The following is a 16,739-nucleotide window of genomic DNA, read 5'->3' on the forward strand; positions in this document are numbered from 1 at the left end:
GGTAATGTTGTGCCGACCTGGGGGGGCACCTTTGCAACGACTGCCGACCAAGGTCGGCACTACAACCGCCTTTACTTCGCCTTGCCCTGGTTGGCCACCGCTTCGGCGGCCTTGCGCGCGGCTTCCGGGTCGCCGAGGTAACGGAACGACTGCACCGTCAGGTCATCGTTGAGCTCGAACAGCAGCGGGATGCCGGTCGGAATGTTCAGTTCCAGGATCTGCTCGCGCGAAACGTTGTTGAGGTACTTGTACAGCGCGCGCAGCGAGTTGCCATGCGCGGTGACCAGCACGGTCTTGCCGTCCTTCAACTGCGGGGCGATCGAATCGAACCAGTACGGCAGCACGCGGTCCAGCGTGGTGGCCAGCGATTCGGTACCCGGCAGCGCGTTGCGGTCCAGCGTGGCATAGCGGCGGTCGTGCAGCGGATGGCCCGGATCTTCGATATCCATCGTCGGCGGCGGGATGTCGTAGGAGCGGCGCCAGATCTTGACCTGGTCCTCGCCATGCTTTGCCGCGGTTTCCGCCTTGTCCAAGCCCTGCAGGCCGCCGTAATGGCGTTCGTTCAAGCGCCAGCTCTTGCTGACCGGCAACCAGTCCTGGTCCATTTCGGCCAGTGCACCCTGCAGGGTGTGGATGGCACGCTTGAGCACGGAGGTATGGGCCACGTCGAACTGCAGGCCTTCTTCGCGCATCAGGCGACCGGCGGCAGCCGCTTCCTGGCGCCCCTTGTCGGTCAGCTCCACGTCGACCCAACCAGTGAAGCGGTTGTCCAGGTTCCACTGGCTCTGGCCGTGGCGCAACAGTACGAGTTTACGAGTCACTGCAGGGTCTCCAACGTCGGGAAGGCAGGCGGCCATTGTAGACGGTGAAAGAACGCCGGGCGCCGGCTCAGTGGTGGACATGGCCATGATGGCCGTGACGGTCGTGGTCGTGACCGTGGCCGCGTATCTCCGGCGCCGGTCCCACCGCGCAGGCATCGCCACAATGCTCGGCCTCCAGTTGCAGGGTCACATGGTCGATGTCGTGGCGCTCGTGCAGGGCATCGGCCAGCTCGCGCCGCACCTGGTCCGCATCGGCACCGTCGCGCAGCACCACGTGGGCGCTCAACGCCGGCGTGCTGGAGGCCAGGGCCCATACGTGCAGGTCGTGCACGTCCACCACCGCGCCGTGGTTGCACAGGCTGCTGCGCACCTCGGCCAGCACGATGCCTTTCGGCACGCCTTCCAGCAGCACGTTGATCGCTTCACGCATCAGCACCCAGGTCCGCGGCAGCACCCACAGGCCGATCAGCACGGCCAGGATCGGATCGATCACCTTCCACCCGGTCCAGCGGATCAGCAGCGCGCCGATGATCACCGCCACCGATCCCAGCATGTCCGCCCAGACTTCCAGGTACGCGCCTTTCACGTTCAGGCTTTCGCCGCTACCGGCCTTGAGCAGGCGCATCGACACCAGGTTCACCGCCAGGCCCACTGCGGCGATCACCAGCATGCCGGTGGAAGCGATCTCCTGCGGCTGGCGGAACCGGGCGATGGCCTCCCACAGGATGTAGCCGGCCACCACGAACAACATGCCACCATTGAACATCGCCCCCAGCGCTTCCAGCCGCGCGTAGCCGTAGGTCCGGCGGGCATCGGGGGGACGCCGGCTCAGCCGCACCGCGACCAGCGCGATCATCAGCGCCAGGGTATCGGTGGCCATGTGCGCCGCATCGGACAGCAGCGCCAGGCTGTTGGTGACGAACGCGCCGATGATTTCCACCAGCAGGAACGCGGCGGTCAGGCCCAGTGCCCACCACAGCGGCTTTTCGTGGCGGATTTCAGTGGGAAGATGGTTGTGGTCGTGGCCCATCGGGGTCTCCTGTGTGTTGCCGGCAGGCTACGCCCCGCGTGCAGGGGATACCATCACACCGGTTATAACATCGCCCTCGACGCGTCAGGTGCAGCGCGCCAGGGTGGCCCTGCGACAGCGCGCCGCGCCCCACCAGAGGCAGGCCAGCAGCGCAACGCCCGCGCCGGCAATGCAGACCCCCGTCCACCCCATGTGCGCCTGCAGCGCGGGGCCGGCCGCCGCCCCGATGCCGCTGCCCACCGCATAGAACAGCATGTACAGCGCGATCAGCTGCCCGTGCACGGGCTCCGCCGCCCGCAGCACCAGCGCCTGGTTGCTCACGTGCAAGGCCTGGCCGCCAAGGTCCAGCAACACGATGCCCAGCAGCAGCCATCCCAGTGAAGAGGGCAGCTGCAGCAGCGGCAGCCATGCCAGCAGCATCAGCAACAAGGCCGCAGCGCTCACCGCGCGCCCATGACCGTGGTCCATCCAGCGGCCCACCCGCCCCGCCAGCAAGGCGCCCGCCAGCCCGGCCAGGCCCAGCGCACCGATACCCGTCGTGGACCAGGACAACGGCGGTGCCGACAGCGCAAGCGACGCCGCACTCCAGAACAGGTTGAGGCCGGCGAACAGCAGCAATGCCAGCACGCCCCGTTCGCGCAGCGTGGAGTCCACGCACAGCAGCCGCCACATCGACGCCATGACGCCGCGTTGATGGACTCGCGCCTGCACCACCGGCATCGGTGGCAAGCACCGCCACAGCAGGAGCGCCAAGGCGGTTATCAGCACCGCCGAACCCGCGTACACCACGCGCCATCCCAGCCCGGCGGCTACCGTCCCGGACACCACGCGCGCCAGCAGCAGGCCAACGAACACGCCACCCTGCACGGTGCCGACGTGGCGGCCGCGTACCGCAGGGGCGGCCATCGCCGCCGTGCAGGTGATCAATGCCTGCGTGCAGGCCGTCCCGAACAGCCCGACCAGCAGCATGCCGACCAGCAGGGACACGCTCCCGCGCGCGGCAGCCAGCCACAGCAGCGACAACGCCAGCAGACCGAACTGCAGCAACAGCAGGCCCCGGCGTTCGTGCCGATCGGCAAGCGGCAGCAGGATCAACAGCGCAAGCACGCTGCCCACCTGGGTGGCCGCCACCACCATTCCGGCCATCGCGGCATCCATCTGGAAGGCTTCGGCCAGGCGCTCCAGCAGTGGCTGTGCGTAGTACACGTTCGCAACGCTGGCGCCGGCTGCGCTGGCAAGCAGGAACAGCGTAGGGTCGAAAAAAAAGGGGGAGGATCGTGGCTTCGTCATATATCAGTTTCAAAATGCAACCGCTCGCACCGTAGGCATTTCGGTTTTAAAATGCAACCAGAATCCATGACGGAGCCGACCATGCCCAGTTCCTCCCCCTGCCCCGTGGCCCGCGCCACCGAGCTGCTCGGCGACCGCTGGATCCTGCTGATCGTCCGCGACGCCTTCGATGGCGTACACCGCTTCAGCGACTTCCAGCGCAGTCTGGGCGTAGCCCGCAACATCCTCAGCGACCGTCTGCGCCGCCTGGTCGACGGGGGCGTGCTGGCATTGCAGCCGGCCGCCGATGGAACCTCTTACCAGCAGTACGTGCTCACCGACGCGGGCACTGCGCTGTTCCCGGTCGTGGTTGCGTTGCGGCAGTGGGGCCAGGCGCAACGCTTCACCCCGGGTGAGCCGCACTCGCGGCTGGTGGAGCGCAACAGCGGCCGCGAACTGCCGTACATGCAACCGCGCACGCCGCGAGGCCGCGTGCTGGAGGCCGCCGACACCATGGTGCTCAAGCTCGACCAGGGCTGATCCGCATCCCGCGATCGAGGGGTCGGCAGCACGGCGCTGACCCGGCATCCGCACAGCGGGTAGGATCAGGTCGGGCCACTGCGCCCTGCCCGATTCCCCTCCGGATGTCCCGCCATGATCCGCCGCACCACGTCCCTTCTGCTGCTTTCCGGCCTGCTTGCAAGCACGGCATCCAGCGCGCGCGAAGTCCCTGCGCCAGCCGCCCACGTCGACGCCGATGGTCCTTACATCGTGCGTGACGGCGAGCAGTTGCAGGCGCGCTGGATATGCGATGACAAGGTGGTCACCCGCGAGCAGACCGCCCCCCAGGTCGCGCCGGTCTGTGGTTATCCGCACCCCGTGGACGTCGCCCCCGGGGCGGTCGCTGCGGTGGACGTACTGCCTGCCGTGCCGCGCGTGGTGGTACTGTCCGACATCCACGGCCAGTACGACCTGCTGGTGCAGCTGCTGCGCGCCAACGGCATCATCGATGCGCAGGACCGCTGGGCGCGGGGTACCGACACACTGGTCGTGGCAGGCGATGTGTTTGATCGCGGGCCAAAGGTGACCGAGGCCTTCTGGCTGCTGTATGGCCTGCAGCAGCAGGCCAGCGCTGCGGGCGGCGCGGTGCACTTCGTCCTGGGCAACCACGAGACGATGGTGCTGTACGACGACCTGCGCTACGTCAACCCGAAGTACCTGCGCAGTGCGCAGCTGCTGGGTCGCAGCTATCCGCAGCTGTACGGCCCTGACTCGGTGATCGGCCAATGGCTGCGCACCCGGCCGGTCCTGCTGCGCATCGGCGATACGCTGTTCCTGCACGGGGGCATCTCACCGGACGCACTCGCGCTGGCGCTGGATCCGGCGGCGACCAATGCCGCCTACCGGTCCTCGCTGGGTCTCCCGCGCGGGCAGGTGAAAGCCGACCCGGCCACCGCGTCGCTGTACGATGGCAAGACCAGCCCGATCTGGTACCGCGGCTATTTCGATGGCCGGCTGGATACTGATGGCGTGCAGGCGGTGCTGGATCGTCTCGGACTGAAACGCATCGTGGTCGGCCACACCTCGATGCCCCACGTCAGCAGCTTCCATGGCGACCGCGTCATCGCGGTCGACAGCAGCATCAAGAACGGCCAGAACGGCGAACTGTTGTTCATCGAAGAAGGCCGGCTGAGCCGTGGCCTGCTGGACGGCAGCCGGATTCCGCTCGCGCCCGGCGTGACCGGGCTCGACGACTGAGTCTCCCCTCCCGGCGAACCATGGCCCCTTCAGCCGCAGTCACAGCCGGAAGCGCGCCCCCACCGTGTAGGTCCGCTCGGGCGAGGCGAAATCACGCGGGAAGGCCGGACTGCCGAAGTAGTTGCGGGTCGAACCGCCAAGCAGGTTGGTTGCTTCGGCGAACACGGTGACGCGCTCGTTGACGTCGTAGTTCAGCGCGACGTCCAGCCAGTCCTCGTCGGCATGCCGGATCTCGCTGGGCTGGTCTCCGGAACTGTTGAAGCTGGCCGTATAGTCGGTACGACGGTTCCAGGCCAGGCGGGCTGAGAAGCGGTCGTACTGATACATCAGCACGGCGTTGAAGGCATGCTTGGACACATTGGTCAGCGGCTGCATCTGCCCGGTCGGCGACTCGGCTTCGGCGCTGATGCGGGTGTAGTTGAGCTGGGTCCCGAAGCCGGACAGCCAGCCCGGCAGGAAGTCGTAGAACTGGCTGTAACCCACCTCGAATCCCTTCAACGTGCCTTCGCCCGTATTGCGCGGGCGGGTGATGGAATACGTGGTGCCACCGATCACCTCATCATCGGCATAGCGCTGCACATAGCCGTCCAGCCTGCGGTGGAACACAGCAGCCGACACCAACGAGCCGGGCTGGAAATACCACTCCAGCGAAGCATCCAGGTTCTTCGATTCCACCGCCTGCAGCTCTGGATTACCGCCGTTGCCTCGCGCCGGCAGCGTATCGGTGGACTCATACAGGCTCAACTGCGGATTGAGGTCGGCGAAGTTCGGCCGGGCGATGGTCTGGCTCCCGGACAGCCTCAGGACCAGGTCTTCACGCAGCGAGAAATTGGCGCTGGCGTTGGGCAGGAATTTCGTCTGCGATGTCGCTATCCGGCTGGGTACGTCCACGCCGTCGAGGGTCCGCGTGCCGCTGAGCTCGGATTCCAGCCGGGTGGCGCGCACCCCGATGCGGCCATCCACCGGGATGCTGCCCAGCGTAGTGCCCCAGTTGAGCTGCAGGTAGGCGGCGTAGTTGTCTTCGCGGTTGTCGAAGAACAGCGAGGCCAGCTCGGCCGGTGCGTCCGGCGACTGGCCCATGACCTGGCGCAGCTGCGCGGTCTGCTGCAGCAGGTAGGCCGCGTTGGCAACCGCCCAGCGGTCGGTGGAGAACGCGCGGGCGCCATCCAGCATGCCACCGGGTGATACGTCGGCCAGCCCGGGGACATCGCGGGCGTACACCCGGCTGCCGGTGATGTTGTCCATCGCGCCCGGATCGCCGCCGTGGTTGGAAGCAGTGCGACGGCTGATCCGCAGCCCCGCATCGAGTGAACTGAACGGACCGGCGTCGAACTGGAACGTGCTGTCGCCGCGCCATGCCCACTCCTCGCCTTTCTGTTCGTCCCAGCTGTCGTAGTACTGGCTGAGGTACCAGTTGGCCGGGTTGGTGACATCGTATGCCGAGCCATCGGCGTGGGTGACCCACGTATCGGGCACGCCACCGGCATCGCGCATATGCATCAACGGCGCATCCATGCCCATGTCCAGGGTCATCGCACGGTGTTTGTTGGTGCTCCAGGTATAGGCCAGTTCGGTGGAAAGGCTGATGGTGTCGTTGTGCCACTTGCCGCCCAGCGCGGCCTGGAAGGTATCGGAGGTCTGCTTGTGTGCCTGCGTGCTGGACAGGGTATAGAGGTCACGCGCGACGAAACCGTCCATCACGTTGCTGCCGGGGCGGAGGCTCACTGATTCCACGTTGCCTGGGTTCACCAGGCCGGGGAACGGCATCCAGTAGTTGACGTTGTTGCGGCCCTCGTAATTGACATAGAAGGTATCGAGATAGACCTCGCTGTTGTCCGTCGGCGCCCATTGGAAGGTGAAGTTGGCCGCGCGCCGCTTGTGCGTGTTGTTCGCCACCAGCCCGCCGGCGTTGTACGGCACGAAGATCTCCTGGGAGGGATCAGCCGGATTGGCAACACGGTCGTAGGTGCCATGGAAGCTGTTGCTTTCCTGGTAGGGGCGCTGCTGCAGCGAGACGCTGCCCAGCACGCCCATCCGCCCGTGTCCGCTGTCCCAGTTGTGTGCTGCGGTCAGGCTGCCGTTGGGCTTGGTGTCCCCTGCCTGGTCACCGCGGACGGCACTGATGCTGCCGGCAAGCGTGGTGTCCTTGTCCAGGTCGAACGGCTTGCGCAGGTGCACGTCGATGCTGCCGCCGATGCCCCCTTCCAGGAACTTCGCGCTGCCGGTCTTGTAGACATCCACGCTCTGCAGCAGGTCGGCCGGGATGTCCTGCAGGGCAATGCCGCGCCCGCTGGCGGTGAACACGTTGCGGCCGTCGAAGGTCGTCACCACGTCCGGCAGCCCGCGTACCAGCACCGTGCCGACTTCCGCACCGCCACGCGCCACCTGCACACCGGTGACCCGCTGCAGTGCGGCGGCCACGCTGTTGTCAGGCAGCTTGCCGATGTCTTCAGCGACCACCGAATCGCTGATCTCCGCCTTGGCCTGCTTGGCCTCCACCGCGCCGGTCGCACTGCCGCGCACACCGCGCACCTGCACCGAATCCAGTTCCTGTGCAGCCACCGGCGCGGACGGTTCCGATGCCGTGGCCGTGGCCGTGGCCGGCGCCGGCGCCTGCGCCTGCGCAGTGCCCACCATGCCCAGGATCATCGAAGGAAGCAGCGAGCGCCGAAGCAGGAGGGGCGCTGGCATGCGGCGGCGGCGCGGGGGAGCGGATCGGGACATGCAGGGGTGTTCCTTTCGAGGTGCGGCGCCAGACGAGGGCATGCACCTTCCCGGCCGGCAGCAACGGGTGCGCAGGAGGATCCTGGGGGAGCACGCGCCAGGCAGGCAGCGCTGGACGGGGTGACGAGTTGTGTGCCGATCCCGACAGATCGGTCGTGCGCATTAGAGCAACCGAAAACGTAAATTTACGTTCGCTGCCGGTGATCGAGTCGTTGCGCGCCGCACACGCTCCTGCACATGCAGTGCACGGATCAGATCCATAAGCCACGGGCGGGTTGCACGCGGTACGCTTTGCCAATGTCATCCAATGAAAGGCCTTCCATGAATTTCGGCAGTGACAACCAGTCCGGCGTTTCGCCACGCATCCTCGATGCACTGATCGCGGCGTCCTCGGGCACCGCCGCCTCGTATGGCAACGATGCGTGGACCCGCCAGGCCGAACAGGCGATCGCGCGCGTGTTCGAGCACGACGTCAAAGCCTTCTTCGTGGCCACCGGCACCGCCGCCAACTGCCTTGCCCTGTCTGCAGTGGCGCAGCCCTGGAATGCCATCCTGTGCCATGCACAGGCGCACCTGATCAGCGATGAATCCACTGCACCGGAGTTCTTCACCGGTGGCGCGCGCCTGCTGCCGATCGCCACCGACAGCGGCAAGATCACCCCGGCGGCGCTGCGCGATACGCTCAAGCGGCTGCCCGATGCGCGGCCGCACAGCGTCAAGCCGGCCGCAGTGTCGCTGGCACAGGCCACCGAAAACGGCCTGGTATACACGCCCGCCGAACTGAAGGCGCTGTCCGACCTCGCCCATGAGCATGGCCTGCACGTGCACATGGATGGGGCGCGCCTGGCCAACGCGGTGGCGGCGCTGGGCTGCACGCCTGCCGAAATGACCGTGCACGCCGGCATCGACGTGCTGTCCTTCGGTGCGTCCAAGGACGGCGCGTTGGCGGCAGAGGCGGTGGTCTTCTTCAAGCCGGAACTTGCCGAAGGATTCGATTACCGGCGCAAGCGCGCGGGCCAGCTGGTATCCAAGGGACGCCTGTTCGGTGCCCAGTTCACCGCCTGGCTGCAGGACGACCATTGGCTGGACCTCGCCCACCAGGCGAACCACGCCGCACAGGTGCTCGCCGTCTCCCTGCAGGCGCATGCAGGCATCCGCCTGGCCTGGCCGGTGCAGGCCAACGAAGTGTTCGTGGTGATGCCCAAGGCCCTGCTCGAACGCCTGCGGGACGCGGGCGCGGAGTGCTACGACTGGTATCCGGACAGCCTGCCGACCTCGATGCCGCTGGGCGCCGATGAGGTACCGGTGCGCTTTGTCACGGCGTGGTCGACCAGCCAGCAGCAGCTGGATGAATTCGCCGGGGTGCTGGGCGGCTGATGCCGGCAGGCGGCTACGCTCCTACGTGGTCGTCGGGCGTGCCAGGAACGCAGGAAGGCGGCCGAAGCCGCCCTCCTGTTGCTGCCATGACAGTCGCGTTGCGCCTGTCAGCGGTCTTACCTGTACTCGCGCTCGCAGCGACGCTCGACCACGCGATCACCGGTCTTCTGCTGGTGACGGCCCTGGATGTTGCGGCCTGCCGCGCCGCCAGCCACCGCACCGGCGACAGTGGCCAGCTTCTTGCCGTTGCCGCCACCGATCTGGTTGCCGAGCAGGCCACCCACCACCGCACCGGTGGCGGTACCTGCGATGCGGTTGGAATCCTTGCTGTTGCGCTGTACTTCCACGTTGCGGCACACCACGCGGCTGCCGTCGTCGAAGCGGCGGCCTTCATCGCGCGGGCCGTAGGTCTGCGCGGACACCGCCGAGGATGCGGCCATCAGGGCGCCAGCGCACAAAAGGGAGATGGACATCTTCATCGGGGGACTCCTTCACGGTCCGGGTGTATGCCGACAGTCTTCCCTTGGCGTTGGCAAACCCGGGTGAATTCCCGTGCAGGAACTGTGCAGGCGGGTCGCCCTGTTCAGCCAGCGGTGGGCCGTGGCGACCGGGGCGCGTCTTCGCTGCGGGCCAGCAAGGCGTCCGCGCGACGCACCAGTTCGGCCGCGGAAAACGGCTTGGCCAGTACTTCCATGCCCGCCTCCATGTGCCCGGCGCCGACCGCCGCACTGGCCGCGTAGCCGGTGATGAACATGACCGGCAAGCCGGGTCGGCATTGCCGGCCGGCGTCGGCGACCTGCCGGCCATTCAAGGGTCCGGTCAGCCCGACGTCGGTCAGCAGAAGATCGATCGGCTCCACCGAGCGCAACACGTCCAAGGCAGGCGGCCCCTCGGAGGCTTCGATCACCCGATAGCCTGCCGACACCAGCACCTCACTGACCAGTACGCGCACCGCGGTTTCGTCTTCCACCAGCAGCACGGTGCGCATCGGCCCGCGTCGCACTTCGTTCTCGGCCACCGCCGCCGCTGGGTCCGCCGGCGCCTGCATGCCTTCGGCCATCCGCGGCAGGTAGAGATGCATCGTGGTGCCCTGCATGGGACGCGAGTCCACCTGGACCTGGCCACCGGACTGCCGCGTGAACCCGTAGATCATCGACAGCCCGAGGCCGGTGCCCTGGCCGATCGGCTTGGTAGTGAAGAACGGCTCGAATACCTTGGCTACGACGTCCGCTTCCATGCCCGTGCCGCTGTCGCGCACCGACAAGCGCACATAGGGGCCAGGCGGAAGTTCAAGCGCCGCTGCATCGGTACCGGCCAGTTCGACGGCGTGGCTGCTGATGTCCAGTGTTCCGCCATCAGGCATGGCATCGCGTGCATTGATGCACAGGTTCAACAGCGCATTCTCCAGCTGGGGCCCGTCGACCTGCACCGCGGCACCGCCATCGTCGAAAGCGGTGCTGATGGCGATCGACGGTCCCAGCGAGCGCGCGATGATCTCCATCATCCCGAGCACCATCTGCTCCACCACCACGCCGGTGGGGGCGAGGGTCTGCCGCCGCGAGAACGCCAGCAGTCTCTGGGTCAGCGCCGCAGCGCGGTCGGCACCGGAACGCGCCATCTCCACGTAGCGGCCCAGGTCGTCGATACGCCCCTGCGCGACCCGCATTTCCAGCAGTTCCAGTCCCATCGACACCGACGTCAGCAGATTATTGAAATCATGCGCAATGCCGCCGGTAAGCTGGCCGACCGCTTCCATTTTCTGGCTCTGCCGCAGCTTTTCTTCGGTCATCAGCAACTCGGCACTGCGTTCGCGCACGCGCTCTTCCAGGGTCACGGTGAGCTGCTGCAGCCGCTCTTCGGCCTCGCGTTTCCCGGTGATGTCCGTGGCCGTGCCGAACCATTCGCTGACCGACCCGTCCGCATCCAACAGGGGTACCACGCGCATCAACACCCAGCGATGGCTGCCGTTGCGCAGCGGCGTGCGGTGCTGGATCTCGAACGGCTTCTTCTGCCGGTCCGCCTCGGCAATGGCGGCATCCACCATGGCGCGGTCATCAGGATGCACGAACGCTTCCCGCCAGTTCCAGTCCGGTGGCAGCAGTTGCGCGGTATCGCCCTGGCGCAGGATCTGCCGGCGCTCGCGCCAGTCCGCCGACAGCGCATACAGCACCTGCGAAGAGGCAGCGACCAGCGCGCCAAGCCGCCGCTCGCTGGCGGCAAGGGCATCGATCGCAGCGCGCTCCAGGGTGCGGTCGCGCAGCACGATGACGAAGCCGATCGCGGTGCCCTCCTCGTCACGCAACAGGGTCAGTGCGCCCTGCGCCCAGAACGTCTCGCCGGACTTGCGCAGGAACGGGCGCTCGCCGGACAGGCCGCCTTCGGCCAACGCCACCTTCATCCCGTGCTGGAACCGGCCTGCCCGGCGATCCTTCTCCAGGTAGAAGCGCTCGGGGGTCTGCCCCAGCATCTCCGCTTCGGTCCAGCCGAGCGTATGCCGTGCACCTTCGTTCCACAGTGTGATGCGCCCTTCCAGGTCCATGGCGAAGATGGCGTAGTCCATCGCACTGTCCATGATCTGCCGGTGCCGCGCCTCGCTGCGCCTGAGCCTGCGCTGCAACGCCACCTGCGAGGTGACATCCAGGCCCTGCACGAACACGCCGATCGACTGGCCCGCCTCGTCCTTGACCGGCTGGAACACGATGTCCAGCTTGCGGGGCTCGGCCGTGCCGCCATCGGCAGCGACCGGGTCATAGGTGACCTCCGTGCCGGTGTATGTCTCCCCGTTGCGGTACACCTGGTCCAGCAGCGGCAGGTAGCCCTGGTCGATCACTTCCGGGATCGCATCGGCCAGCCGCTGGCCGATCACCGGCCGATTCCCGACCATCTCGGCGTATCGCGGATTGGCCAGCTCCACCCGGTGCTCCGGCCCACTCAGGAAGGCCATGAACATCGGTGATTTCTCAAACAGCGCGATCAGCCGCTCGTTCTCATGGGCCAGCCGCCGCTGCGCCACGGTGGCCTGGGTGACTTCGCGGGTCACGCAGAATACGCCGCCGATGCTGCCGTCTTCACGATGGATCGGCGAGAACGAGAAGGTCCACCAGGTCTCTTCTTCGACGCCATAGCGGTTCATCCGTACCGGCATATCGACATAGCGCGATGATCCGCCGGCCAGGGCCTGTTCCACCGGCACCTTCACTGCATCCCAGGCGTCCGCCCACAGCGTGCGCAGCGGCGCGCCCATCGCCTGTTCGAGCCGCGGGCCGAGGATCGGGCTGTAGGCATCATTGAACAGGAACACCAGGTCATCGCCCCATGCCAGGTACATGCTCTCCGGGCTGGCCAGCATCAGGCTGGTGGCATGCCGCAGCGCGGGTGGCCAGCCATCCGGATGGCCAAGCGAAGTAGCGTGCCAGTCATGGCCACGCACGCGGTCGGCCGCCTCCCCGACAGTGAAGGGGAATCCGCGTTGGGCCTTGCCCAGGTAGGGGGACGTCGACAAGACTGCGCACGCCAGGACCAGGAAAGCGGGCAATCTAATGCAGAAGCGGCGGCAACAGTGTCAACGCGCTCCCGCGCGGGGCGCTGCATGAGCATCGAATCAGGGCCACGGCCCCACCTGCTTCGACATCGTGCTGGACATCTTCGCCAGCCACCCGCAGATCCACCTGCAGCCCGCGTAACCGGTGATGGCGCCCTGCGCGGCGGTCCTGCACTGGCCGTGGTAGCGCCGAGCCATGCTCGGCGGATGCCTCAGGTGGCGACCCAGGTCGCCACTACCGGGATGCTTCAGGTGGCGACCAAGGTCGCCACTACGGTGCGGACTTACCCGGCAGCAGATAGCGCAGGCCCAGCGTGAAACCACGTGGCGCGATGCTCAGGTGGTCCTCGTCGTTCAATACATCCAACCGCATCACCAGCGAGGGATAGCCGCGGCTGCGCAGCGTGCGCTGCATGCGCCGCGCGTCCTCCACCATGTCATCGTCCTGCAGGTAACGCGGATCGCCGACCCGCTTCGCCTCATACTCGCCGATGTAGAAATACACCTTCGCCGGCATGTCCTTCAGGGTTGCCGCGGACGCCTGCTCCATGCGCTCCATGACGTGCTGGTCGAACCAGTACGACGGGCTGCCCAGCACATAGCCGGCAAACAGCGATGGCTCGCTCAGCAGGATCTGCGTGCCCAGCAGTGCGCCGTAGGAATGGCCCAGGAACAGGCGCTGCGTCTCATCGGTGCGCAAGCGCCTGGCCACGAACGGCAGCACCTGGTCGCGCAGGTAAGCGGCGTGAGCCGCCCCGCCGCCATGCACCGCATCGGCCGGCGCACCGTCTGCGCCGTTGACGGTCGGCGTGTAGTCGCGGCGGCGGCTCGGCATGCCTTCCTCACCCACGGCGTAGGACACCCCGACCAGGATGAACTCCTGCACCGAACTGCCCAGCCGGCGGCCAACCTGGCGCAGTACCGGGAAGGCATAGTCGGCATCGGTGACGTACAGCACCGGGTAGCGGCGCGCAGGCTCCTTCTCATACGAAGCAGGCAGCTGCACGAACACCTGGTAATCGCGTCCGGAGGCGGGATCCGGCACGTCCCATACCTGGCTGCCGATGATTTCGTACGGTTGGCCGTGGCCGCGCTGTGCAGGGGCGCGCTCACCCGCGTTTGCACCGCCCACCAGCAGCACGGCGAACAAACTCGATACCAGCAGGCGCATCATTCCAGCTCCCCGATGCGCTCAAGCACCGGCGCAGCGGCCATGTCGTTCGGGTTGGTGCCCGGCGCCCCCTGGGGCACGTCCATGCCGCGGCTGCGGTAGAATTCCACCCAGTACGGCGACACTTCTCCCGTCTGCAGGTTCTTGAAGTTCATCGGCTGGGTGGCGAACACCCGCTGCGCACGGAACGCACGTTCGATGAAATCCGAGCAATAGTAGCTGTCCTCATCCTGCACGTAGGTGTCGTTGTAGGGCTTGCCCAGCAGGGTGCGCGCCTTGGCGATGGCCGCCGGAATGGCTGCACGTTGTTCGCCCTTCAGGCGGTACAGCACCACGTGGCGGTGCCTGGCACGGGCATCATCGAGGAAGCTGTCCAGCGTCTGTTCGCGCGATCCCTTCTCATCGGCATGCAGCACGACCGCGCCGCCGGATTGACGTGCGATCAGCGCGACGTGGTCATAGCTCAGCGTGCCCGGCTTGCCGGTGGCATCGTTGATCGCACCGCTCAGGCCGGTGGTGGCGGCGGTGACGAACAGCAGGTCGCCGTTCTGGGGCTGGGGCGGCGTGGCCTGCGCCGGCAGCAGCGGCGCAAACAACAAGGCAAGGCATAGCAGGGCGGCTCTCATGGACGATCACACGGCAGGACAAGACCGTGATGATGCCATGCCGCTCCTGCCACGGGACGGCCTGCAGCGCGCCCTGCACGCAGCCGGCACGGCCGCTTGCCGATGATGGAGTCCCCCACCGGTTCCCCCGCCATGGCCAAACCGTCCGGCTCCCGTCTCGTCATCTACGCCGCCCTCGCCGGCAACCTCGCCATCGCCATCGCCAAGTTCATCGCCGCCGGCCTGTCCGGCAGTTCGGCGATGGTCAGCGAAGGCGTACATTCGCTGGTCGACACCATCAACGAGCTGCTGTTGCTGTACGGCCTGCACCGCGCCGAACGCAGGCCCGATGCAACGCATCCGTTCGGCCATGGCCGCGAGCTGTACTTCTGGAGTTTCATCGTCGCCCTGCTGGTGTTCGCCGCCGGCGCCATCGTGTCCGGCTACCAGGGCGTGCAGCACATCCTGCACCCGGAACCCGCCACCAACCACCTGGTGAGTTACATCGTGCTGGGCGTCTCGATGGTGTTCGAAGGGACCTCATGGTGGATCGCGCTGCGCGAATTCCGCGCCTCCAAGGGCAGCATGGGGTACTTCGAAGCGTTCCGGCGCAGCAAGGACCCCACCACTTTCACCGTGCTGCTGGAAGACAGCGCGGCGCTGCTCGGCCTGGGGTTTGCGATGCTCGGCCTGCTCGCCGCACAGCTGCTGGACATGCCGGTGCTGGATGGCGTGGCGTCGCTGTGCATTGCCGCCGTGCTGGCTGCCACCGCCTTCCTGCTGGCCCGCGAAACCAAGGGCCTTCTCGTTGGCGAGGCCGCACACCCGCATGTGGCCGAGCGCATCCTGGAAGTAGCCAGCGCCGATCCGGACGTGCGCCGCGCCAACGGCCTGAGCACCATGCAGATGGGACCCAACCAGGTCGTTGCGATGCTCAGTGCAGAGTTCGAGGACGACCGCACCACGCCGCAGATCGAGGAATGCATCACCCGCATCGAACAGGCGGTGAAGCGCGAGTATCCCGAGCTGACCGCGTTGTTCATCAAACCGCAGACACCCGAAGTCTATCGCGCACGTCGGGCGGCAATGCTGGCCGGCCCGCCCTGACAACAACGCATGATCGTCCGGCCGTAACTTGTCAGCCGGCGCGTGCGTTGGCGTGCCGACGCCGATTCCTCACCCTCAGCCACACTGCCGATATCAGGAAATACACCGCACCCAGCGTCGCGTAGGGTGCCACCGTGACCACGCCCAGGGCGGCACCGCTTGCCGCCACCTTGAAGAAGAAGACACCGGCAGCGGCAGACTGCGCGCCGCTGAGGATCATGACCCACTGCCCGCTGGATGTTTTCCAGCGGCGCACTGCGGTTGCCAGCTGGAGCAGGCCCGACAGGATCGCCCAGGTGCCGAATACCTTGATCGTGGCTGGCATGCCGAGGGTCAATGCCCAGCCGATGGCCACGGTGACAACAGCACTGATCACCAGGTTGAGCGTCTGCGTAGGGTTGCGGATCAACCCGCCATTCCTGCGCGCATCAAGATAATTGGCGAAGGCGTCCCACGCCGGGTAGATCACCAGCAGCAGTGCGGCGAGGGCTGCATCGTGCCTTCCCAGCAGCACCGCCAGCGCGATCCAGGCCAAGGAAACGCCTGCCCGGAGGAAGTAATAGGCTGCCAGCCACTGATTGGTGGTGGGGGACGACGCAGACTTGGCGGATTTCATCATGGATTCCAGAAGGTCGAAATGCGGAAACGGCAATATATCTACTAGTTGATAGGCTTGTTGGTCATGCTGACACCGCATATGCTGGTGCGACTGTCCGCTTAACTGGGAGGGCAGCCGCCTATGCGAGCCTTAACGGTTACCCGTAAGACGATCGATGGAGATCCGCACTGTGGATTCAAATGCGTCCGGATCATCAAGCCCTCGCGCGGCCAGCATCGCCCCGTAGACCGAGGACATGAAAACCTGGGCTTCTAGCGCAGGACTCTGCGCCAGGTGGAACTGCCCGCTCGCCACGCCACGCTCCAGAGTGGACGCAAGCCATGCCGAAAGATCTTCGAAATGGCCACGCACCTCGCTGGCGACCTCCGGAGGAATGGTCGGCAATTCTGCGGCCAGCATCGCGGCAATGCAGAAGGAAGACTTGCCTCCCCGGATACAGCTTGACCAGTAATCGGCGTAGGCGGTCAGTTCCTTCAGGGGATCGGCCAGTTGCCGTTCCAGCAGTCCCAGCCCTTCAGATGCCTCGGCCCGATAGCGCGCCACCACCTCACGCACCAGATCCACCTTGCTGGGGAAGTGATGGTGGATGCTCGCCTTGCTGATCTGCACCAACGCCGATATGTCGGCATAGCTGAAGCTGTTGTAGCCGCCAGATTCAAGCAGGGTCCGTGTGTGCGCGACGATCTCGGCGCTTTTGGGGGAAAGCTGGGCAAACAT

Annotated in this window: 14 protein-coding genes; 4 read left to right on the forward strand and 10 right to left on the reverse strand. The window is 66.5% G+C overall.

The window, feature by feature from the left end; all coding sequences use genetic code 11:
- Window positions 1-71: 71 nt before the first annotated feature.
- From gpmA to ABE522_RS00015, 3 genes are all read right to left on the reverse strand, one after another.
- Window positions 72-821 (reverse strand): 2,3-diphosphoglycerate-dependent phosphoglycerate mutase, encoded by a 750-nt coding sequence (gene gpmA / locus ABE522_RS00005; protein WP_191771048.1) that lies wholly within the window; start codon window positions 819-821, stop codon window positions 72-74.
- Between the two features lie 67 nt (window positions 822-888).
- The gene (locus ABE522_RS00010) at window positions 889-1,851 is read right to left on the reverse strand and encodes a cation diffusion facilitator family transporter (protein WP_346589695.1); all 963 of its coding nucleotides are present in this window, start codon (window positions 1,849-1,851) and stop codon (window positions 889-891) included.
- Window positions 1,852-1,935: 84 nt separating this feature from the next.
- Entirely contained in the window at window positions 1,936-3,141 is a 1,206-nt protein-coding gene (locus tag ABE522_RS00015; protein WP_346589696.1) for an MFS transporter, read from the reverse strand.
- Window positions 3,142-3,222: 81 nt separating this feature from the next.
- Between ABE522_RS00015 and ABE522_RS00020 the strand changes: the two genes are divergently transcribed.
- On the forward strand, window positions 3,223-3,660 hold the full coding sequence (locus tag ABE522_RS00020; protein ID WP_346589698.1) for a winged helix-turn-helix transcriptional regulator: 438 nt from the start codon (window positions 3,223-3,225) through the stop codon (window positions 3,658-3,660).
- Between the two features lie 114 nt (window positions 3,661-3,774).
- Entirely contained in the window at window positions 3,775-4,878 is a 1,104-nt protein-coding gene (locus tag ABE522_RS00025) for a metallophosphoesterase (protein ID WP_346589699.1), read from the forward strand.
- 39 nt (window positions 4,879-4,917) lie between these two features.
- On the opposite strand, the gene ABE522_RS00030 is transcribed toward ABE522_RS00025, so the two are convergent.
- Entirely contained in the window at window positions 4,918-7,527 is a 2,610-nt protein-coding gene (locus ABE522_RS00030; RefSeq protein WP_406846274.1) for a TonB-dependent receptor, read from the reverse strand.
- 396 nt (window positions 7,528-7,923) lie between these two features.
- Here ABE522_RS00030 and ABE522_RS00035 point away from each other — a divergent pair, with 396 nt between their 5' ends.
- Entirely contained in the window at window positions 7,924-8,979 is a 1,056-nt protein-coding gene (locus tag ABE522_RS00035; protein ID WP_346589700.1) for a threonine aldolase family protein, read from the forward strand.
- A gap of 116 nt (window positions 8,980-9,095) precedes the next feature.
- Here ABE522_RS00035 and ABE522_RS00040 read toward each other — a convergent pair whose 3' ends face one another.
- The 4 genes from ABE522_RS00040 to ABE522_RS00055 form a co-directional block, all read right to left on the reverse strand.
- The gene (locus tag ABE522_RS00040; RefSeq protein WP_042612649.1) at window positions 9,096-9,458 is read right to left on the reverse strand and encodes a glycine zipper 2TM domain-containing protein; all 363 of its coding nucleotides are present in this window, start codon (window positions 9,456-9,458) and stop codon (window positions 9,096-9,098) included.
- A 104-nt stretch (window positions 9,459-9,562) separates the two neighbouring features.
- Window positions 9,563-12,307 carry a hybrid sensor histidine kinase/response regulator gene (locus ABE522_RS00045; protein WP_346589883.1) on the reverse strand — a complete coding sequence of 915 codons (2,745 nt, stop codon included), beginning with the start codon at window positions 12,305-12,307 and terminating at the stop codon, window positions 9,563-9,565.
- Window positions 12,308-12,791: 484 nt separating this feature from the next.
- Complete coding sequence (locus tag ABE522_RS00050; protein ID WP_346589702.1) at window positions 12,792-13,694, reverse strand: alpha/beta hydrolase; 903 nt, start codon at window positions 13,692-13,694, stop codon at window positions 12,792-12,794.
- Window positions 13,691-14,317: a YiiX/YebB-like N1pC/P60 family cysteine hydrolase gene (locus ABE522_RS00055; RefSeq protein WP_346589704.1), complete on the reverse strand. Its 627-nt coding sequence runs from the start codon at window positions 14,315-14,317 to the stop codon at window positions 13,691-13,693. Before ABE522_RS00055 ends, ABE522_RS00050 begins: the two co-directional genes overlap by 4 nt.
- A gap of 102 nt (window positions 14,318-14,419) precedes the next feature.
- On the opposite strand from ABE522_RS00055, the gene ABE522_RS00060 reads away from it, so the two are divergent.
- On the forward strand, window positions 14,420-15,403 hold the full coding sequence (locus ABE522_RS00060) for a cation diffusion facilitator family transporter (protein WP_406846270.1): 984 nt from the start codon (window positions 14,420-14,422) through the stop codon (window positions 15,401-15,403).
- Window positions 15,404-15,434: 31 nt separating this feature from the next.
- Here ABE522_RS00060 and ABE522_RS00065 read toward each other — a convergent pair whose 3' ends face one another.
- Window positions 15,435-16,019 carry a DUF308 domain-containing protein gene (locus ABE522_RS00065; protein ID WP_346589708.1) on the reverse strand — a complete coding sequence of 195 codons (585 nt, stop codon included), beginning with the start codon at window positions 16,017-16,019 and terminating at the stop codon, window positions 15,435-15,437.
- A 132-nt stretch (window positions 16,020-16,151) separates the two neighbouring features.
- On the reverse strand, window positions 16,152-16,739 hold the full coding sequence (locus tag ABE522_RS00070; protein ID WP_346589885.1) for a TetR/AcrR family transcriptional regulator: 588 nt from the start codon (window positions 16,737-16,739) through the stop codon (window positions 16,152-16,154).

It is taken from the genome of Stenotrophomonas lacuserhaii, from assembly GCF_039674585.1.
Lineage (GTDB): Bacteria > Pseudomonadota > Gammaproteobacteria > Xanthomonadales > Xanthomonadaceae > Stenotrophomonas > Stenotrophomonas pennii_A.